General features: G+C 36.5%; 13 protein-coding genes. 2 read left to right on the top strand and 11 right to left on the bottom strand.

The window, feature by feature from the left end:
- Positions 1-336 precede the first annotated feature (336 nt).
- Entirely contained in the window at positions 337-1,350 is a 1,014-nt protein-coding gene (locus tag GM418_RS05450) for a D-isomer specific 2-hydroxyacid dehydrogenase family protein (protein ID WP_217447712.1), read from the top strand.
- 173 nt (positions 1,351-1,523) lie between these two features.
- Here GM418_RS05450 and GM418_RS05445 read toward each other — a convergent pair whose 3' ends face one another.
- The 10 genes from GM418_RS05445 to GM418_RS05400 form a co-directional block, all read right to left on the bottom strand.
- Positions 1,524-2,621: an alanine racemase gene (locus GM418_RS05445; protein WP_158863936.1), complete on the bottom strand. Its 1,098-nt coding sequence runs from the start codon at positions 2,619-2,621 to the stop codon at positions 1,524-1,526.
- A gap of 10 nt (positions 2,622-2,631) precedes the next feature.
- The gene (locus GM418_RS05440) at positions 2,632-4,056 is read right to left on the bottom strand and encodes a nicotinate phosphoribosyltransferase (RefSeq protein WP_158863934.1); all 1,425 of its coding nucleotides are present in this window, start codon (positions 4,054-4,056) and stop codon (positions 2,632-2,634) included.
- Between the two features lie 222 nt (positions 4,057-4,278).
- Positions 4,279-5,553 (bottom strand): adenylosuccinate synthase, encoded by a 1,275-nt coding sequence (locus GM418_RS05435; protein ID WP_158863932.1) that lies wholly within the window; start codon positions 5,551-5,553, stop codon positions 4,279-4,281.
- A 171-nt stretch (positions 5,554-5,724) separates the two neighbouring features.
- A complete protein-coding gene (locus tag GM418_RS05430) occupies positions 5,725-6,162 on the bottom strand; it encodes a Fur family transcriptional regulator (protein ID WP_158863930.1) in 438 nt (145 codons plus the stop codon).
- Between the two features lie 66 nt (positions 6,163-6,228).
- A complete protein-coding gene (locus GM418_RS05425) occupies positions 6,229-8,460 on the bottom strand; it encodes a RelA/SpoT family protein (protein WP_217447711.1) in 2,232 nt (743 codons plus the stop codon).
- Positions 8,461-8,478: 18 nt separating this feature from the next.
- Positions 8,479-8,952, bottom strand: a complete 474-nt coding sequence (locus tag GM418_RS05420) for a D-glycero-alpha-D-manno-heptose-1,7-bisphosphate 7-phosphatase (RefSeq protein ID WP_158863928.1) — start codon at positions 8,950-8,952, stop codon at positions 8,479-8,481.
- On the bottom strand, positions 8,942-9,523 hold the full coding sequence (locus GM418_RS05415; protein WP_158863926.1) for a D-sedoheptulose-7-phosphate isomerase: 582 nt from the start codon (positions 9,521-9,523) through the stop codon (positions 8,942-8,944). Before GM418_RS05415 ends, GM418_RS05420 begins: the two co-directional genes overlap by 11 nt.
- A 90-nt stretch (positions 9,524-9,613) precedes the next feature.
- Positions 9,614-10,075, bottom strand: a complete 462-nt coding sequence (locus GM418_RS05410) for an NUDIX domain-containing protein (protein WP_158863924.1) — start codon at positions 10,073-10,075, stop codon at positions 9,614-9,616.
- Complete coding sequence (gene miaA / locus GM418_RS05405) at positions 10,072-10,980, bottom strand: tRNA (adenosine(37)-N6)-dimethylallyltransferase MiaA (protein ID WP_158863922.1); 909 nt, start codon at positions 10,978-10,980, stop codon at positions 10,072-10,074. Before miaA ends, GM418_RS05410 begins: the two co-directional genes overlap by 4 nt.
- 102 nt (positions 10,981-11,082) lie before the next feature.
- A complete protein-coding gene (locus GM418_RS05400) occupies positions 11,083-11,598 on the bottom strand; it encodes an IS1096 element passenger TnpR family protein (RefSeq protein ID WP_158863920.1) in 516 nt (171 codons plus the stop codon).
- Between the two features lie 376 nt (positions 11,599-11,974).
- Here GM418_RS05400 and GM418_RS05395 point away from each other — a divergent pair, with 376 nt between their 5' ends.
- Complete coding sequence (locus tag GM418_RS05395; protein WP_158863918.1) at positions 11,975-13,222, top strand: ABC transporter permease; 1,248 nt, start codon at positions 11,975-11,977, stop codon at positions 13,220-13,222.
- Positions 13,223-13,284: 62 nt separating this feature from the next.
- Here the strand turns inward: GM418_RS05395 and gap are convergent, their stop codons facing one another.
- Positions 13,285-14,286 (bottom strand): type I glyceraldehyde-3-phosphate dehydrogenase, encoded by a 1,002-nt coding sequence (gap, locus tag GM418_RS05390; RefSeq protein WP_158863916.1) that lies wholly within the window; start codon positions 14,284-14,286, stop codon positions 13,285-13,287.
- Between the last annotated feature and the right edge of the window lie 488 nt (positions 14,287-14,774).

Genomic DNA, 14,774 nt, shown 5'->3' with positions numbered 1-14,774 from the left:
GAGGTTTTTTTGTAAGAATGATATTTATTAGTGATTGGGCTTAAAGATAATATTGACAACATTTTTTCCATAAAAAATATATTTCGGGTGGGAATTTGTATAAGTGTTTGTAAAAAATGATCATCTGGCTTGACGATAATTGCTGGCTGAGATTATTACCAATCTTTGATTCCTGTTGGAAGAAAAGGATGAAAATTGACAATATAAAAAATTCTGCAGTTGCTACAGCCCAAAAGTGAGAAGACTATTTAAACAAATTATTAATCCCGCACTTGTTTTAATGCGATAGCCAATGGCTGGTTTTATTTTTGCCTGCAAGTTTAAAGTAATTGGTTAATGAAAATTGAGACAATGGGAAGAACTAAAATTCAGATCACAGCTTATGAGCTTAGAGATGACGAAAGAGTATTTTTTGAAGAACATGCAAAAGCACTCAATATTCGTGTGCAGTATACTTCCGGAGTGCTGAGTGAGAGTTTACTGGATTTAGCAGAAGGAAGCATCGCCGTAACAGTTTTGGGGCATAGTTTGATTGATGAAGGCCTGTTACAAAAACTACACAAAATGGGAGTTAGAAGTATTGCTACCCGTACCATTGGATACAATCATATTGATGTGTCGGCTGCCAAAAGCTTAGGGATTAAAATTAGTACCGCCCGTTATGCGCCAAACGGAGTCGCCGATTATACTGTAATGCTGATTCTAATGTCCTTGCGCAAATATAAGCAGGCAATGTATCGTGCAAATATAAACGACTATTCTTTACCAGGTTTGCGTGGTAAGGAACTAAGAAATCTCACTGTTGGTATAATCGGGACAGGAAGTATTGGTGAACAGGTAATTAAAAATCTCTCCGGATTTGGATGTAAAATTTTGGCATACAGCAATTCAAAAAAAGAGCATATTGAAAAACTGGCAAGCTATGTGTCTTTGGATGAGTTATACAAACAGTCGGACATAATAAGTTTTCATATTCCGTTAAATGAAGGAACCCGCCGGATGGTAAATGCGGATGCGATTGAAAAAATGAAAGATGGCGTTATTTTAGTGAATTGCGCCCGTGGTGAGTTAATGAATATTCCAGATGTTGTTAAGCGAATTGAAAAGCAGAAAATTGGTGCACTGGCCTTGGATGTTTTTGAAAATGAAACCGGGATATACCACCTCGACCGTAGGAATGACATTATCAGTAATCGCGATATGGCTTACATGCGACAGTTTCCCAATGTGATTATGACACAGCATATTGCATTTTATACCGATGCCGCAGTAAGCAGTATGGTGAATTGTACACTGCAAAGTATTATTTCTTTTGTCGAAACCGGAGCCAGTAGGTATGAAATTGTATAGAAAAGTCCGGGAGGGAAATATTGTCGTTTGCCGTTGATTGGGATTTTTAAATCAGAGTCGAGAAAGAATAAATGTAGACTGTTTTTGGAGTAACTTTTTTAACGTTTTTATTATTGCAGGTTAAAAACTTATGTTCTGCATATTGTCCAATATCCAGGGGCTGTTTTCAATTTCTATGAGTTTACCGTAAGAATTTCTTCTCCATCGGTTGTAAGATATTTTTTTGCCAGATTGGCCGTAAGACAGGAGTGGACAGGAATAATCTCAACCAGATCGCCGACCTGGAAATTTTTAAATTGTGCTTGAGTAACTTTTAAAATTCCGTGTTCTTGGGAGAGTCTTGCAACATAATTCAAAGGCGGAAGTAACTTTTTCTCTCCATCTTTTTGAATAACAATTCTTCCAAACATTCTTTTTCCGTCGATGTTTGCGATCGAATCCTGCGATAAATGAACTGCCCCTCCATAGATAACAATTTCGTTACGTGAAAGCTGTTTGGCTACAACAGGACAAACCATCCTTACAGCGATGTCCTTGTAATCGCACACTCCAAGGTTTTCCATCATCAAATCATAAAAAATGAAATTCCCGGGTCTGATTTCATCAACATCGCTGAAATTGGTACACAGTGTGTTTGAAGGTGTATCCCCCATACTAATTTCAATTTTCGGAAAATCAATCTTAAATCTCTGTTTGAGTGACTTCATTTTTAACAAAGCATCAAAATGGCGGCTAAAAATCTCGTTGGTCGAGCGTGCCTGGTATGTGTGTCCTGTATGTGTTAAAAAGCCTTTCAAAGTGATTTTTTTATTTTGAGAAAAACAGCTGATTATATTTTCGATGATACCGGTTTTTGAGGGTGCTATTCCTGTTCGGTTATAACCGGTATCTATTTTGATATAAATCCCTATCGGATACCTTATTTTTTTTATAAGAATTTGAGCTGAATCCAGATTTTCAACCAGGATGTTTAATTTTATGTTAGCTGCCAGCCGGTTAATATTTGTTATTTCAAGTACATTAACCGGGAATGCAATTGTAATATCCTTCCAGCCGTTTGTTGCAAAATATTCCGCCATATTTACCGACGAAACCGTTATCGCGTCAACATCAAAAAGCTTAAACCATTCACCTATTTTTGCAGACTGGTGTGTTTTAAAATGAGGCCGAAAGCGCATTTTGTTTTCGCTCGCTTTTTTAGCCATCCTTTCAATGTTACGCAAACAAATCTCTTTATCTACAACAAATGTTGGTCGAATAATCTCGGTCATAGCAGCTAATTCATTTATTTGTTTTTAATTGTGTCGCCAAATTATTTCTGGTTTCCATCAGCTTTTTTGAAATTCCTACTTTGTACAAATGAGGGCTGATAAAACGTTTATGTTCATTGGGAAGGAGTTTTGCTCTTTCCAAAAGATAGTTATGAATTTCAACAAGAGATTTTTTCTTAAGTAGGCTACTTCCATTTTCAACAACCTTGTGTAGCAACGGCTCAAATGAGCAATCCTGAACAGAGGTGAATTTCTCAGGATAAACCGGATGGTAGAGTATTTTCACATCTTCGATGTTTTCTTCTTCAAGTAAAACGGCGTCTCTGTAAAAATTTCCTTCGCTGTCGGAAAAACGGTAAACCTGTTTTTTGCCCGGCAAAGTCACTTTTTCTATATTTTCAGAGATTTTCATTTTTGGTTTGTCTCCAATTTTTGCCAATTTATAAACTCCATCTAAGGCTGCATCGGGTTTTCCTGTCGCAAGTTCGGTGCCAATACCAAAAGCGTCGATAGCTGCATTTTGTTCACTCAAAAGACTTTTTACGACCAACTCGTTTAATTGATTTGAAGCAATAATTTTTACATAATTGAAACCGGCTTCATCAAGCATTTTTCTTGCACGAATACTTAAGAATGCCAAATCTCCGCTGTCGAGCCTGATACCAGATAAACGGTTTCCGGCTTTTTCCATTTCCCTTGCGACCTTAATCGCATTAGGAATTCCCGATTTTAGGGTGTCAAAAGTGTCGACCAGTAAAATTGTGTTTTCAGGATGAATTTTAGCGTAAGCACGAAAAGCTTCCAACTCGGTATCAAAGCTCTGAACCCAGCTATGCGCCTGTGTTCCGCTTACAGGAATATCAAAAAGTTTCGCGGCCAGCACATTTGAAGTGGATGAAGCCCCGCCAATAAATGAAGCACGGCTGGCATGAATAGCTCCCAAACCCTGGGCTCTCCGCATTCCAAAATCTGAAAATATTTTTTTGTCTGAAACCAGTTTTATACGAAAAGCCTTGGTGGCAATCAGCGACTCAAAATTCAAAATATTTAAAAGTAAACTTTCAATAAGTTGGCATTCAATTAAATTTCCTTCGATGCGCAAAACCGGTTCATTTGGGAAAATAATCTCGCCTTCACTCACGCTAAAAATATTCCCGCTGAACCTGAAGTCTTTCAAATAATTAAGGAACTCAGTTTTTAGTCCTTGTTGCTCCAAATATTCAATATCTGAGTTTTCAAAAGAGAAACCGGACAAAAAATCAAGAAAATCTTCCAGACCGGCAAAAACAGTGAACCCGCCTTTAAATGGATTGGTACGGAAAAAATAATCGAAGTTGGCAGTCTGCTCCTTTTTTCCATAAAAAAAATAGCCCTGAGCCATTGTTAATTCATAGAAGTCAGTATACAATCCATACTGTCCTATTGTCGGGTACATAAGTTTCTTTTTTAGAATGCTTAAATATAACTAAGTTTCAACGGGAATAAAAGAATGTAATACTAATAATTTCTGAAGTTTTGGTGGCTTATGTAAATCTTTCATAAATCGGGCAGCTGCTAAACAGGCCTTTTTTCTGTTTTTTCCAAAGCCAGAAAACAAAAAAATCCTTTATTTTATAAAATAAAGGATTCCTATCTATTTGGTAATGATTAGTTTTTGTTATTTCCCGAGGAAAATCGTTTGTTCACGATTTGGTCCAACCGATGCAATTGAAACCGGAATTTCCATTTCTTCTTCAATAAAAGAGATGTAGTTGTTCAGTTCTTCGGGAAATTCATTCTGGCTTTTGATTTTTGTTAAATCGGTTTGCCAGCCGGGAAGTTCAACATAAATCGGTTTTACGTCGTCGGTCAATTCAAAAGGGAAATGTTCTACAACTTCACCGTCAATTTCGTAACCTACGCAAACCTTTATGGTTTCAAATTCATCCAGTACATCTGCTTTCATCATAATTAGCTCGGTTGCCCCATTTAACATTACCGCATATTTTAACGCAACCAAATCGAGCCATCCGCAACGACGCGGTCTTCCCGTCGTTGATCCGTATTCATGACCGGCGTCCCGCAATTTTGTTCCTGTTTCATCAAACAGTTCGGTGGGGAAGGGGCCCATTCCAACACGAGTACAGTAGGCTTTGAAGATACCGAATACCTCACCTATTTTTTGTGGTGCAATTCCGAGTCCCGTGCAAGCTCCTGCGCAAATTGTATTCGAACTGGTTACAAAGGGATAAGAACCAAAATCGATATCAAGAAGTGTTCCCTGAGCACCCTCAGCAAGCACCGATTTATTTTCCTGCAGAAGGTCGTTGATCATGTGTTCACTATCAACTATCTCAAACGATTTAAGCATCTGAATACCCTCAAACCAGTCTTTTTCACATGCATAAAGTTCATCTTCAAAATCGTATTTGAAAAACTCTTTTAGCATAACCTTGTGGTTTTCGATTCGGGAACTGTATTTTTCTTCAAAATTGATAAAAAGGTCGCCAACGCGCAGGCCTTCCCTGCCAATTTTGTCTTTGTAAGTAGGACCAATTCCTTTTAATGTTGAGCCAATTTTAGTTTTCCCTTTCTTTTTTTCTGAAGCCGCATCGAGAATACGGTGAGTGGGTAAAATTAAATGTGCTTTTTTTGAAATATAGAGGTTTTTGGAAATGTCGAATCCAATCTTTTTCAATGATTCAATTTCTTTTTTAAATACAATAGGATCAATTACAACTCCGTTCCCAATAATATTTACTTTATTTTCTCTGAAAATCCCTGACGGTATTGTGTGCAAAACCTGTTTTATATTATTGAATTCCAAAGTGTGTCCTGCATTAGGTCCGCCCTGAAACCGGGTTATTACATCGTATTTAGGTGTCAATACATCAACAATTTTTCCTTTTCCCTCGTCGCCCCATTGCAGGCCTAGTAATACATCTACCTTCATTAGTGATTTGATTTTATTTTACACACAAAACCGTGAAAATTTAATCTCTCCGATAAAATTTTCACGGCTTTCTATTTAAGCACTTAAAAGTACAAATATTTTTTGTTTACATGAATAAAAAAACTTCTTACCAACAGGATTTTATATAATGGTAAAATGGAACAGTTTTTTCTATTTTATATTCTCTCCGTAAATATAAAGTGTATGATGCGACAGTTTAAAATTATTTTTCAGACATGCATCTTCAATTATTTCTCTTATTCGCGGATCATAAAATTCAACCACCTTCCCATTACTTGTATCGATCAGGTGGTCATGTTGCATGGTTGCAAAAGCCTTTTCAAATTGAGCAATATTTTTTCCAAACTGGTGTTTAACCACCAATTTGCAATCCAGCAACAAATCAATGGTATTATACAAAGTAGCTCTACTCACCCTGTAATTTTTATTTTTCATTGAAATATACAGAGACTCAATATCAAAATGCCCTTCTCTTGAATATATTTCTTCAAGAATTGCGAATCTTTCCGGTGTTTTCCGATGCCCGTTTTTTTCAAGATAATCGGTAAACATATTTCTTACAGTCTCTCTGGTTTTCTGGCTATTCATAATTAAACCAATTTTAAATAGGCATCAAAAATAAAAATTTTTTTTGATTTTATAGAATGATTCTAATTAATCGTAAAGTTTTTCCACTCGAGAAACTGTGTCAATTCCTTTTATCCTGGTTAAGCGGCTAATAAGGTTATTTAAATCGTCGGTATTATGAATATAGAGGAAGAGATCTCCTTCGAAAATTCCTTCATTTGTGTCGAATTTAACAGAACGCATGTTTATATTGTGTTCCTTTGAAATTACATTTGTGACTTCATTAACTATCCCAACTCTATCAAAACCATCCAGCCGGAGACGGGTTAAATATGACTGACGTTTAAATTTTGTCCACTCAGCAGTAATTATTCTTTCGCCCTGGCTTGAAAGAAATTTTTCCACTTCTTTACAGCCGGTTTTGTGAATGATAATATGTTCGTCGGAACTGATGTATCCGATAACCTTTTCTCCGGGAATTGGATTGCAACATTTGGCCAGCGAGTATTTTACATTGTCCTGACCTTCTTTTAGTATAAAGGGCTTTTTTCTGTCGATACTTTTGCCGGTCTTTTGTGTGTCTTTTTCTGCGTTTTCCGGTTCATCTTTTTTCTTTCGGCTAAAAGTGATGTTCCAGTATTTTACAAGTTTGTTTTCAGATTTTTTACCCAGAATTTCATCTACTCCTTCCATTTCCAAAAAACCCATTCCAACTTCAGAATACAACTGTTCCTTGTTGTTTAGGTTAAAATGTGCAATTATTTTTTTCAAATTATTGGATGTGAGCGGAGCATTTGCGTTTTTTATCGCCTCTTCAACAATCTCTTTCCCTCTCTCAATATGTTCTTTCTTTTCAAGTTTAAAAGCGTCTTTTATTTTTGCACGGGCTTTTGCTGTAGTAGTAAATTTTAGCCACTCCAGTTTTGGTGTTTGGTTTTCCGATGTCAATATTTCAACCTGATCGCCATTCTGCAGCACATGACTTACAGGTACTAGTTTCAGGTTTATTTTTGCACCGATACATTTATTTCCCAAATCAGTGTGAATGTCATATGCAAAATCAATAATGGTTGATCCCTGCGGCAAAGTTATCATATCACCTTTTGGGGTGAATATGTTGATTTCCGTAGAATATAAATTGAGTTTGAAATCATCAAGAAATTCGAATGCGTCTGATTCAGGATTTTGGAGGTGGTCGCGGATCCGCTCAATCCAGGTCTCCAGTTCATTTTCGTACGTGCTTATATCTTTGTAGCGGTAATGAGCTGCAAACCCACGTTCTGCAATTTCATCCATTCGTTCTGTCCTGATCTGAACCTCGACCCACTTACCCTGCGGTCCCATAACTGTAACATGCAACGATTCATACCCGTTTACTTTTGGCATGGTAATCCAATCGCGAATCCGGTCGGGTTTGGGTTTGTATATGTCTGTTACAATGGAGAGCACGTCAAAACATTGTCTTTTCTCTGAAATATTGGGTTTGGCTTTTATAACTATCCGAATGGCGAGCAAATCGTATATTTCGTTAAACGACACACCTTTCTTTTTCATTTTTTGCCAAATGGAGTAAGTCGATTTTAAACGATGGGAAACCGAACACTCTATATTTTCAATGTTAAGTTTCTCGTTGATTGGCTTTATGAATTCGTTGACAAGGTAATTTCGTTTTTCTTCCTGGTTGTGAAGGAGATAAATAATCTGGTTGTACTCCTCTGGGTGTTTGTATTTAAAACTGAGTTCCTCTAGTTCATTTTTGATGGCATAAAGCCCTAAACGATGTGCAAGCGGGACATACAGAAACAATGTTTCACCTGCAATTTTAATTTTTTTGTGAGGCATCATCGAGTCGAGCGTCTGCATGTTGTGTAAGCGGTCGGCAATTTTTATCAGAATTACCCTTACATCGTCAGACAGCGTCATCAGCATCTTTTTGAGTGTTAGTGCCTGCCGGGAGTCAAAATCGCCTGAAAGTTTGGTCAAACCATCGACGATTTTAGCTACTTTTTCGCCAAACATATTTTCAATGTCGGCAACGCTATATTCAGTATCTTCAACCACGTCGTGTAAAAGTGCGGCACAAATTGAAGTCGCCCCCAAACCAATATCTTTTGCTATTATTTTTGCAACTGCAATAGGATGAATTATGTATGGCTCACCCGATTTTCGTTTTATGCCATCGTGCGCAGCATTGGCAAACCGAAAAGCTTTTTCAATTCGCTGCAAACGCTCCTCGTCAAACTTATCCTGGATTACTTTCAGAAAATCCTGATAGCGATCTTCTATATAACTTATTTCTGATTTTGTGAAATGCTGCACTCTTAATCGTATTAAAAACTAGTTATTCCCTAAAACATCCTGAATATATAAATTCTTTCCTATTCCTGCTTTTTTGCCCGCTAAAAAATCTCTTTTTTTATCGCCAATCAACACTGAATTAACAGGACTGATGTTATACGTCTCAATTGCCTGTAAAATCATTCCGGGATTTGGTTTTCTGCAATTGCATTCACCCGTGATTTCCGGGTGGTGGGGACAATGATAAACTTTGGTTATGTAAATCCCTTTTTGTTTAAATTGGTTTATCATCCAACGGGTCAGGATCTCATAGTCAATTTCTGTGTACATCCCGCGTGCTATTCCCGATTGATTTGTAACAATAAAAATCAAAAAACCTTCTTTCTGGTAGTCAGAAATCAAATCAAAAATGCCGGGTATAAATTCGAAATCTTCAATTTTATAAACATAATTTTTTTCGATGTTTATTGTTCCGTCTCTATCCAGAAAAAGTGCTTTGTTTTTACCCTTCATGCGCAAACATCTCTTTTTCCACAACTTCACAAATTACGTGCCCTATTAAAAGATGCATTTCCTGAATTCGGGGAATGATGGTTGACGGAACCTGAATTAAAAAGTCAGATAATTGTGTTATTCTTCCCGCGTTTTTTCCGGTAAACCCAATTGTAATAATTTTATTTTCGCGGGCTGCATTAAAAGCCTGAACAATATTTTCAGAATTTCCTGAAGTGGTAAGACCGATTAAAATATCGCCCTCTTTACCAGCCCCGGCCACATAACGGGAGTAAATTTTGTCAAAGGAATAATCATTGGCTACGGCCGTTATGTACGAGGGGTTTACATGTAATGCTTCTGCCGGCAATGGGTGGCGATCTATATAAAACCGGCCTGATAATTCAGCAGCCAGATGCTGTGCATCCGCTGCGCTTCCTCCATTTCCGCATAGCATCACTTTTTTGCCGGTATTAAAGCACCGAACGACTTCGTTTACAACATTATGAACCGTTTCTTGCAGCCTTGCGTCGTTTGCAATTGCTTTGATAATTTTACCCGTTTCTGATAAAGATGTCTGTAGCTTTCTCATTTTAAGTCCCCCTGTCTTTAAGGATCAGATGATCTTTCACCTGATATGTGAATAAAATCTAAAGTAAAATTCTGCAATTTTTAATCAAACTCAAATAGCAAATGCCAAAATTAATTTCTCAGCAACAATTTTATCAATAGGAAAAGTCAAATTGTTTTCTGAAAGCTGGTTGATTTTTACCCACCGAAAACTTTGTTTTCCGTCTTCCATTTTTTCAAAATCGAAGGGTTTTGTTGAAATTTTGAATTTAAGTGGTTTAATTAGCTCCGCCCTGTAATAAATGCTTATTAGCTGATGATTTTCGTAGAAAAGCGCTTTTTGATAGAAGTCGGTGGTGTAGAAATGTTGCAGTTTTTTTATCTCCTGATCATTACATTCTTCCCGCATCTCTCTTTTTAAACAATCAACTGTTCCTTCGCCAAATTGGAGCCCGCCCCCGGGGAATTTTGTCATTTTCATCCCCAGTTGAAATTCATCAGTAATCAAAACCTCATTCTTCTCGTTGATAATTAATCCGTAAACACGAATTACAAAATTACCGGGCTTTCTCATTTTTTTGAAATTTGCTTTTTGATAGTCTCAATTATTTCTTGCTGCTGGTGAGGTTCAAACCATATAGTTTGCGTATCTTTTTTAAACCAGGTAATTTGTTTGCGGGCATAACGGCGTGAGTTTCGTTTTATCAATTCAATCGCTTTTTCGCGCGGTATTTCGCCGTTAAAATGAGCAAACCATTCACGATATCCAACAGTGTTCAACGCATTGTAATGTTTTAAGTGATAAACACTTCGTGCTTCATTTTCCAGCCCTGCCTCAATCATTTTATTAACTCGTTGGTTTATTCTGGCATGTAATATTTCTCTTTCGCAATTCAGCCCTATTTTTACAATTTGAAAAGGGCGTTCTTTTTGCGGGCTGGTTCTGAACGATGAAAAAGTTTTCCCTGTCGTTAAACAAACTTCCAGCGCGTGGATAATACGGGCCGGGTTTTTTAAGTCTACAATATTATAATAATCCGGATCTAATTTTTTTAATTGTAACCTCAGGCTTTCAATTCCTTCGGTTTCGAGCCTGTTTTTTAATACCTGTCTTATTTCCGGGTCGGCATCGGGCATGATATCAATACCTTTGCAAACTGCATTGATGTATAGCATAGAACCACCAACCATTATTACTTGGTTGTATTTTTCAAACAGATTTTTCAGAACACTCAATGCTTCATTTTCATATTTGCTGGCGTTATAGTCTTCGGTTACTGAATGAGAATGGATAAAATGATGTTTGGCCAACGAAAGTTCGTGCGGTGAGGGCACGGCAGTTCCAATGGAAAGTTCGCTAAAAATCTGGCGCGAATCTGCAGAAATAATTTCGGTGTTAAAGTACCTTGCCAGAGTAATCCCTGTCTTTGTTTTTCCAATACCGGTAGGACCTGTTATTATAATTAATGTTTTAAGCATTTTTTTCTCCGGCAAAGAAAGAACAAAAAAAAGACTGCTCAAAATGAATTGAACAGTCTGAAATTTGTTACTAAATTAATTTAATCTCTACAATCTTGAACTTTAAAAGTCATCCATCTCACCAAAAATCTCGGTGTAATCTTCTAATTCACCAAAATCCATATAAACTTCTTCTTCTCGAATTGTTGACAGTTCTCTTTCGTTGGTATCATCACCAAGAATTTGAACTGGAGATTTTCCTTCTTTCAGGGTGACTAACGGTTCATTCAGATTTCGTTCCATAATAATTCCAGTTAGTTCTATATAAAATGATCTGTCGTTAAAAAAATCAAAAGTGTAGATGAGTTTTTGTTCTTTTGAATTTATGAGTTCAGATAATTTAGTTTTCTGCATTATAAAATAGGCTGCTCCGTTAAATCCCAGATCAAGCATCGATATTTCTTTTTGCTTCCTCCACATTTTATCGGAAATAAAAAACGAAGCCAACTGATAAGATTCAAAACCTAAACAATTTTGTATTGTCTTATGAAAATCGAAAAAAGTATGCTTTTCGTCTAATTGGATTTCCAAATGAAAATCGGTGGATTCCTGAGACTGTATTTTAAAGTGATAAATCATAAACTTTAAAATGTATGGAGTTCAAATTTTAAAGGAATTTTTGCAAAATGCAAGTAAAATGAAGTTCGTTTGTTAGATAAAATTGATGAGATTGATATTTAACGGAATAAATAATATTGTCTGTTTTTTAACCAAAAAACTGATATAGAACATATTTAGGTTTATCTTTTTTCAAATAAATTGCTAAAATTAGTCGTGAAAATGCTTTTTTTAAAAAATGTTAAAAAAGTTTAAGTAGGGAAAATTATCGAACAGATCCGTCGTCTGTTCGTCAAAAATTCTTAAAATCTAATGTAATTTGTTTGTAATTTAGCAAGTATTTCAGCAACTAATAGCTAAAATGAATTGCTAACTTGCACTTGAAAAACAGAAAAGAATGCGCAAAACAACTTTATTTGCTGAAAATATCAGGATTGCTCTTCATTCGATTCGTTCAAATATTTTGAGAACTGTTCTTACTGTTCTTATAATAGCTGTTGGGATTACTGCACTTGTTGGAATACTAACTGCTATTGACTCGATAAAAAATTCAATTACCAAAGAATTTACTTTTATGGGGGCCAATACTTTTTCCATAAGCAGCAGGGGGATGCGTGTTCAGGTTGGCAACAAAAGATACAGAACAAAAAATTACAGCTATATCTCATTTTATCAGGCTAAGGAATTTAAGGAAAAGTTTGATTTCCCGGCAACAACTTCTATTTCTGTAAGTGCAACTGAGGCTGCAACAGTTAAATATGCCTCTGAAAAAACGAACCCAAATATTTCTGTGCGGGGAATTGACGAAAATTATTTGTTTACTGCCGGATATGAAATTGGAGAGGGCAGAGGTTTTACAGTACAGGATATTAGTGGTGGCAGAAACGTTGTTTTAATTGGTAGCGACTTGGCTAATCGTTTATTTAAAGGAGGCGTTAATCCTTTGGAAAAGATAATTAGTATTGGTAGTGGAAAATACAGGGTTGTTGGTGTACTAAAATCACGGGGAAGTGGATTTGGGGGAGGTGGAGATTTGGTTTGTTTCCTTCCGTATAGCAATACAAGGAGTTATTTTTCCCGTCCTAATATGAATTTTAATGTTCAGGTTAAAGTTGAACAACCTGAGCTAATTGAAGCAGCAACAGGACAAGCTGAAGCAACCTTCAGAATAGTTCGGGGACTAAACCCGCTGGATGAAAGTGATTTTAATATTGAAAAGAGTGATAACCTGGTAAATATACTACTTGAGAATATTAAAAACATTACATTGGTTGCAACAATTATAGGCTTGATAACTCTTTTGGGCGCAGCAGTTGGCCTCATGAATATTATGTTGGTTTCGGTTACGGAGCGAACACGTGAAATTGGAGTCAGAAAAGCGATTGGTGCAAAAGGAACTACGGTAAAACAACAATTTTTGGTTGAAGCCATTGTAATTGGTCAGATTGGTGGTTTCCTCGGAATTATTCTCGGCATCATCATGGGCAATATCGTTTCAGTAATAATTGGGGTTTCTTTTATTATTCCCTGGATGTGGATTGTAATGGGAGTAGTTCTGTGTTTTGTCGTTGGCATTGTTTCGGGCTACTATCCTGCGCAAAAGGCAGCAAGGCTTGATCCGATTGAGTCTCTTAGGTACGAGTAAAAACAAAAAAGGATGTCTGTTAAAGACACCCTTTTCGAAATTATATAAATAAATCTTTTGATTTATTTTACCGAGTCCATGTATTCAATCAATTCACAAACTTTTGCCGAGTACCCCATTTCATTATCGTACCAGGAAACGACTTTTACAAAGTTAGGAGTCAATGAAATACCAGCGCCTGCATCGAAGATAGAAGTGCGTACATCACCAACAAAATCATTAGAAACAACTGCATCTTCAGTGTATCCAAGAATTCCTTTTAATTCGCCTTCAGAAGCTTCTTTCATTGCCGCGCAAATTTCTTCATAAGAAGCACCTTTTTCCAAGGTAACAGTTAAATCAACAACTGATACGTCTGGAGTTGGAACACGGAACGCCATACCAGTAAGTTTTCCATTCAATTCAGGAATAACTTTACCTACAGCTTTAGCCGCACCAGTAGAAGAAGGAATAATATTTTGGCCGGCACCACGACCACCTCTCCAGTCTTTCATAGAAGGACCGTCAACAGTTTTCTGAGTCGCAGTTGTAGCGTGAACAGTAGTCATCAAACCTTCTTTTATACCGAATTTGTCATTTAGTACTTTAGCTACAGGAGCCAGACAGTTTGTGGTACAAGAAGCGTTTGAAACAAAAGCCATTTCGTTGGTGTACGATTTATTGTTTACACCCATAACGAACATCGGAGTATCGTCTTTTGAAGGAGCTGACATTACAACTTTTTTTGCACCAGCGTCGATGTGACCCTGTGCTTTTTCTTTTGTAAGGAATAATCCTGTTGATTCAACAACGTATTCAGCACCTACAGCACCCCAGTTAATATCAGCAGGGTTTCGTTCGGCGGTAACGCGGATTTCATTACCGTTTACAATCAGTTTGCCGTCTTTTACTTCAACAGTACCATCAAATCTGCCATGAGTAGAATCATATTTTAGCATGTATGCCATATAATCAACGTCAATAAGGTCGTTGATAGCTACTACCTGTACTGTCCCTTTGGCAACTGCCTGACGGAAAACAAAACGGCCAATTCTTCCAAAACCGTTAATACCTATTTTAATCATAGTTGAGAAAGTTTTAATTATTTAATTGAAAATTATCCTAAATATTTAATTTACAGGATTTAAATTCTGTTGTTATCTGTATTGCAAAGTAAATACTATTATTTAATTGTATCAAATCGAAATTTTAATTTCAAATGAAAAGCTTTTAACCTTAATAATAATTTAAAAATTGTACCAAGTCAGGATTGTCGAATTTGTGTCCATTCTTACATCGTTCGGCAAATATGAAAACCTCAAAGGGGTATTTGGGGTTTAAATATTTTGTAATTAGAGTTTTATAGAGTTTTTAGAATTTATTCTGGAAATTGGTCTGGAAAAGGGAGGATCTTAACTCGCCGGAACAAATCCGGATTTGCCTGTTTGAGTCTGAATTTGTGTATAAGCAGGACATTTACATGTTTTGCAGGAGGGAAATAGAAAAGAAACGGAGAAAACATATATAATTAGAATTATAATAAATTGGATGTATTTTCCATTTTTCAGTTTCT

Source organism: Maribellus comscasis (genome assembly GCF_009762775.1).
Lineage (GTDB): Bacteria > Bacteroidota > Bacteroidia > Bacteroidales > Prolixibacteraceae > Draconibacterium > Draconibacterium comscasis.
The sequence above is the reverse complement of the archived record's forward strand: the minus strand, read 5'-3'. Positions and strand labels throughout refer to the sequence as shown.

Coding starts and splice junctions, on each gene's coding strand:
- GM418_RS05450 (WP_217447712.1), top strand. CDS start 337: ATGAAAATTGAGACAATGGGAAGAACTAAAATTCAGATCACAGCTTAT.
- GM418_RS05445 (WP_158863936.1), bottom strand. CDS start 2,621: ATGACCGAGATTATTCGACCAACATTTGTTGTAGATAAAGAGATTTGT.
- GM418_RS05440 (WP_158863934.1), bottom strand. CDS start 4,056: ATGTACCCGACAATAGGACAGTATGGATTGTATACTGACTTCTATGAA.
- GM418_RS05435 (WP_158863932.1), bottom strand. CDS start 5,553: ATGAAGGTAGATGTATTACTAGGCCTGCAATGGGGCGACGAGGGAAAA.
- GM418_RS05430 (WP_158863930.1), bottom strand. CDS start 6,162: ATGAATAGCCAGAAAACCAGAGAGACTGTAAGAAATATGTTTACCGAT.
- GM418_RS05420 (WP_158863928.1), bottom strand. CDS start 8,952: ATGAAGGGTAAAAACAAAGCACTTTTTCTGGATAGAGACGGAACAATA.
- GM418_RS05415 (WP_158863926.1), bottom strand. CDS start 9,523: ATGAGAAAGCTACAGACATCTTTATCAGAAACGGGTAAAATTATCAAA.
- GM418_RS05410 (WP_158863924.1), bottom strand. CDS start 10,075: ATGAGAAAGCCCGGTAATTTTGTAATTCGTGTTTACGGATTAATTATC.
- miaA (WP_158863922.1), bottom strand. CDS start 10,980: ATGCTTAAAACATTAATTATAATAACAGGTCCTACCGGTATTGGAAAA.
- GM418_RS05400 (WP_158863920.1), bottom strand. CDS start 11,598: ATGATTTATCACTTTAAAATACAGTCTCAGGAATCCACCGATTTTCAT.
- GM418_RS05395 (WP_158863918.1), top strand. CDS start 11,975: ATGCGCAAAACAACTTTATTTGCTGAAAATATCAGGATTGCTCTTCAT.
- gap (WP_158863916.1), bottom strand. CDS start 14,286: ATGATTAAAATAGGTATTAACGGTTTTGGAAGAATTGGCCGTTTTGTT.